8 protein-coding genes are annotated in these 4,737 nt (G+C 62.9%); 4 read left to right on the top strand and 4 right to left on the bottom strand.

The genetic code is table 11. From position 1 onward, the window contains the following. Window positions 1–119: 119 nt before the first annotated feature. Complete coding sequence (locus AYR66_RS17290; protein ID WP_088708535.1) at window positions 120–503, bottom strand: hypothetical protein; 384 nt, start codon at window positions 501–503, stop codon at window positions 120–122. Between the two features lie 159 nt (window positions 504–662). Here AYR66_RS17290 and AYR66_RS17285 point away from each other — a divergent pair, with 159 nt between their 5' ends. Both AYR66_RS17285 and AYR66_RS17280 read left to right on the top strand, forming a co-directional pair. After that, window positions 663–908, top strand: a complete 246-nt coding sequence (locus AYR66_RS17285; protein ID WP_088708534.1) for a hypothetical protein — start codon at window positions 663–665, stop codon at window positions 906–908. A 58-nt stretch (window positions 909–966) separates the two neighbouring features. Next, window positions 967–1,251 carry a hypothetical protein gene (locus AYR66_RS17280; protein WP_088708533.1) on the top strand — a complete coding sequence of 95 codons (285 nt, stop codon included), beginning with the start codon at window positions 967–969 and terminating at the stop codon, window positions 1,249–1,251. On the opposite strand, the gene AYR66_RS17275 is transcribed toward AYR66_RS17280, so the two are convergent. Both AYR66_RS17275 and AYR66_RS17270 read right to left on the bottom strand, forming a co-directional pair. Further along, entirely contained in the window at window positions 1,244–1,462 is a 219-nt protein-coding gene (locus AYR66_RS17275; protein WP_088708532.1) for a cysteine-rich CWC family protein, read from the bottom strand. The genes AYR66_RS17280 and AYR66_RS17275 overlap by 8 nt on opposite strands. Next, window positions 1,462–1,815, bottom strand: a complete 354-nt coding sequence (locus tag AYR66_RS17270; protein ID WP_088708531.1) for a CZB domain-containing protein — start codon at window positions 1,813–1,815, stop codon at window positions 1,462–1,464. The genes AYR66_RS17275 and AYR66_RS17270 overlap by 1 nt, the downstream gene beginning before the upstream one ends. A gap of 301 nt (window positions 1,816–2,116) precedes the next feature. Between AYR66_RS17270 and AYR66_RS17265 the strand changes: the two genes are divergently transcribed. Together AYR66_RS17265 and AYR66_RS17260 are read left to right on the top strand one after the other, a co-directional pair. Further along, window positions 2,117–3,169 carry a porin gene (locus tag AYR66_RS17265; protein WP_088709881.1) on the top strand — a complete coding sequence of 351 codons (1,053 nt, stop codon included), beginning with the start codon at window positions 2,117–2,119 and terminating at the stop codon, window positions 3,167–3,169. Window positions 3,170–3,438: 269 nt separating this feature from the next. Continuing rightward, entirely contained in the window at window positions 3,439–4,431 is a 993-nt protein-coding gene (locus tag AYR66_RS17260) for a radical SAM protein (RefSeq protein WP_088708530.1), read from the top strand. Window positions 4,432–4,499: 68 nt separating this feature from the next. Here the strand turns inward: AYR66_RS17260 and AYR66_RS28960 are convergent. Further along, on the bottom strand, window positions 4,500–4,737 hold a 238-nt coding region (locus tag AYR66_RS28960), incomplete at its 5' end, for a protealysin inhibitor emfourin (protein WP_206047207.1).

The following is a 4,737-nucleotide window of genomic DNA, read 5'->3' as shown; positions in this document are numbered from 1 at the left end:
TCGGTGTAGATGTCGGTGGGGAAGTCGCTCATGGCATCATGGGTTTGTCAGTGCGGAATTGCGTGATGATGATTGTAGAGAGAAATCCGCCCCGCTGCTCGACGGAAACATGACCCCGCTCAATCAATCGCGATCCGCTCCAGCGTAAACAGCTGCGGGCATGCCACAGGAAATTTTCCCGCTCCGATACCGGTGTCGCGGCAAAGCTGCAGGCGGCGCATGGTCGCCTCGACCAGGTCTTCGCGGCGCGCTTCCAGTTCGACCAGCGTGGTCCGTGTCGATGCGCGGATGAGGCGCGCCTCCTTGTCCAGACTGCCGGCAATGCAGCTGTCCACGGCGCGGCGCACGCGGCTGACTTCCGACATGGCCTGGTTGTAGTTGTTGAGCGCCTTCTTCGTTGCGCAGTCGAGCTGCGGTCCGAAGGTGTCGACAGGTCCGGTGCCGGCTGCGGTGGTGACATTGACGCAAGCGAGCAGCAAGGCGACGGCGATGATGCGTTTCATGGTTCTCCCGGTGTAGTGCGGTTGGCGTTTTGGAACGCTCGGTAGATAGAATTAAACGACAATTTGTTGCAATGCGGTATCCCATGTTCTTGGGGGTGAATTTGGGCGCAGTTGAAAATGATTGACCGAGGTTAGGTGTGGAATCGCCGAAATTTCTGCATGGCACGTTTTGGAATCAATGGCGGCGAAGCTTGTCTCAGTTTCATGACGCCGCGAGAAATCACCCAGGATGAACTCGAGCAATTCGCCGCCGAAATGGTAAAAGCCCTTCCCGGCCTGGATTGCCCGGAATGCTGCGACCAAGGCTGGAAGTACAGCTACATGGAGCGCAGCGCAGCGCTCTACCTCGACGAATGGGAATGGCACTGCCTCGCGCTGGCTATCGTGCGCCGTCGCCAGAAGTAGCAGGGAACCATGCCTGCGGTACTTGTCAAAGATACTACTGTTCGTCCTTTGCAAAGAAATGAAATACCGGCGCGTTTCAATCGGTCTGGAACTGGGCTCGGCGGCCGTCGAAGAACGGCTGACTGAAATCGCGTTGCTGATGCGCGAAACTTTCCCGCAGTGCTACTGGGGGCAGCTCGATGGCAACGGACAAGAACATGTCCGGGAAATGCACGTGATGGTCAACGGCCGCGATGTGCCCGTGTGCTTTACCGACCGCGAACTGATCAGCTATTCACGCCGCCAGCGGCAGACGTCCATCGACCACCGCATGCACGAGGTGCTTGTGCGCCTGCTCAGGTGACGGTCGGCTTGTTTACGCCCGTTGCGCAATTGCGGCAGATGCATGCCTGGTTGCGCTGCGCCTGCGGAATCCGCGCCAGCGCCGCCGGATCGATCGGTGTCGTGGTGCACCAGCATGGCGTATCGAAACTGCCGCTGGCCGCGGGTCCGCAACCGTTCGGGCCGCCGCACAGCGGGCAGGTGTTGTTGGGCTTGGGATCGACGCTGGCCATCAGAGTTTCGCGTCCGTCTTCAATTGCCTGACAGCCGCAACCATCGCAATAAACGCCTTGGTGCACGGCGTGCCGCTGCCGAGCATGGCTTTGGCCTGATCGTACTCGCCGAGGTTGATCTGCCGCACCACCTTTTCCACTTCCGCATGGAAGGCGGCATGGGCGTCGACGCAGGGCTGGAAGCTTTTTACGAAAGGAAAGCGTCGCTCGCCTTCGCCATGCAGCCAGTTGCCCAGCATGCAGCCGTCGACCTTGCCGGCGGACTTGGGATCGAGCTGGTGTTGTTCCGCGATCGCGGCGAGGAGCTTCTGCCGGATTTCCCCGTCCTTGGCCAGCGCTTCTTCGAGATTCATGGCGTTTCCTGTTGTTGATGATATCCGGGCGGGTCATCATAGCAGGCCCGACTGGCGATGTTAATCCCGCCCGCGGACAGCGCCAACTGCTTACGCGCATCCTCGTGTCCCTGTGCCGCCGTGAATCTTCTTGATGCGGATCACCACCGCTATCGCAAAAATACAACGGTACACCCCCCATTTTGTAACCACCTTTCTCGGCAACTGATCCCGCACAAACGTCACGCGATAGCGATAGGGTCAACTGGAATCGGCTCTTCTCCGCACCTATCCTCCGATGAACATTTCACTGGGTGAACAAATGAAAAAACCGCTACTCTCACTGATGGTCGCCGGGGCGCTCGCCGCGATGGCGGCCGGCGCATCCGCACAAACCAACCTCGCCATCTACGGCATCGTCGACGCCGGTATCGTCTGGGACAAGAACGTGACGTCGGCCGACAAGACATGGCGCCTTGAAAGCGGCCAACACTCGGGCTCGCGCCTCGGCTTCCGCGGCACGGAAGACCTGGGCGGCGGCCTGACAGCCAGCTTCACGCTGGAAAACGGCTTCAACGTCGACACCGGCACACTGGGCCAGGGCGGACGCATCTTCGGACGCCAGGCCTGGGTCGGCCTGAATGGCGGCTTCGGCTCGGTCAAGCTGGGCCGGCAGCAAACGCCTGTCTACAACGCGCTGCTGGCGGTCGATCCGTTCGCCATCAATCTCGCGGGCAATGCGCAGCGCCTGTTCGGCGGCGGCCTGTACTTCAGCGATCCCTTCCTGCGCACCGACAACACCATCAGCTATGCCACGCCGAACATCGCGGGCTTCACCGGCACGCTGGGCTACGGATTCGGTGAAGTCGCCGGCGACCGTTCGCTTCAGCGTCAGCTCGTCGCGGGTGCAAGCTACGTGAACGGGCCGGTGAACGTGCAACTCGCGTATCACGACGCCAATACCGCTACGCTGCCGGCCGCGTCGCCCTTCCTCGGCACGGGCATCGCCGACCTGAAGACGGCCTTCCTCGGCGGCACCTTCGACTTCGGCATCGCCAAGGCCCACCTCGCCTTTGCCAAGACCGATGTCGACCAGGCGGGGGGCACGCTCAACCAGCACAGCTGGCTGGTCGGCGCGTCGGCCAAGGCCGGCTCGGGCACGGTGCTGGCGTCCTTCATCCGCAACGATGTGCGCGACATCGCGGCGGGACAATCCGACCAGGTTGCGCTCGGCTACATCCAGCCGCTGTCCAAGCGCACCAACATCTATACCTCGCTCAGCTACACCGACAACGATCCGGCCGTGCGGGTCAACGCCTTCGCCAACGGCGAGCGGGGACGGCTGTTCAACGTCGGCGTGCGACACCAGTTCTGACATTGCCACGCAGGGGGGAAGGGCATGCCGCCGGCGCACTGACGCCGGCGGCATTTTTATTGGGAGAGAAAACCGTCAATCGCCACCTCTTTGCGACCGTCGATCAAAGAAACTGACATTGCACAAAAAAGCATCACACGCTTCTGGTAGCCCGCGGACGCGCCTCCTATATTGACCGTCACTGCGCGTACACCTGCGCGGCGACACCTCGAACTGGAAGCAGCGGCCATGCAGCGCCATGCGCAACCAGCCGCATTGGGAGCGCCGGAATGACGTCCACTTTGACCCACGAAGACATCCAGCGCCTGCGCCGCCGCCGGGGGCGCTCGATGCTGCTCTTCATCACCGACCGCTGCCCGGTCGGCTGCGCGCACTGCTCCGTCGATTCGCGCACGGACAGTCCGACCATCATCGATTTCGCGCTGTTCGATGAAATCCTCGACTGGCTGTGCAGCACCGACGGACTGGACGTGGTCGACATCTCCGGTGGCGAACCCTTTGCCGAACGGCGCGGACTGGAGCTGGCATCGGAACGTCTCGCCCAGGCAGGCAAGCGCCAGGTGGTCCATACCAGCGGCATCTGGGCAGGACGGGAACAGGCGCCCGCGTGGATACGCGCGGTGCTGGCGCGCTGCAGCTGCGTCTACCTCGGCACCGATGCCTTCCATGCGCGCGAAATCAGCGGCGAACGTTTCGTGCATGCGGCGCGTGCCATCGCGGAGGAAGGCGCATGGATCGTGGTCCAGGTGCTCGGTCTCGGCGACATGGCGGAGCACGCCGAGCAGCTGTTGCGCCATGCCTTTGGCGCCGGCTATGCCAGCCATGCCGAAATCGTCACCTCGACGCCGCTCACCGACGGCCGCGGCGCAAGCGTCTTCTTTCGCAATACGCGCCTGCCCGGCCATGCCTTCGGCACCTGCTGGGCGCTGACGTCGCCGATGGTGCGCTATGACGGCGTGGTCAGCGCCTGCTGCAATGAAAGCGTCATCATGGGACACGGTCCGTCGCGCCTGCGGCGCCGCATTGCGACCTCGGCCGAACTCGATGCCGCGATCGACGGCTTTCGTTCCGATCCCCTGCTGCGCGCGATGGAAAGCGCCGGCCTCGGCGTGCTGACGCAGCATCCGCGCTTTGCCGACCTCGCGGAAGGACGTTGCGGCGGCATCTGCGAGCTGTGCTGGAAGATGCTCGAGCGTGCGCCGGACAGGAACCAGCCCGACCGCCTGATCCAGGCCGTCACCACGTTGCGGATGCCGAGCTGACATTGACATGCGTTGCGGGCGTGGCTGGCAAGGGAATGCAGGGCGCGTTTCGCTTCGCTCTACCCACCCTACCCTTTTTTCTTGCGCAGTGCCTTGATCGCTTCAAACAATGCCCTGAGTGCCGGATCGGCGATCGGCAGCAACGCGCGCACCGTATGCGTGGCCTCGCCGTCATCGATCGCCAGCACTTCGCACTGGTAATCCGCCGCGCCCTTTTGCGGCGTGCCCACCTCGAACGGCTGCTCGAAGAAGCATGCCGCCTCCGCCAGCTTCTCGAGATGCGCGGCCTGCTCCGCGCCCAGCGAA

This window comes from Noviherbaspirillum denitrificans (genome assembly GCF_002211445.1).
In the GTDB taxonomy this organism is placed as follows: Bacteria; Pseudomonadota; Gammaproteobacteria; order Burkholderiales; family Burkholderiaceae_D; genus Noviherbaspirillum; species Noviherbaspirillum denitrificans.
Note: the sequence above shows the minus strand (reverse complement) of the source record. Positions and strands in the feature narration are given on the sequence as shown.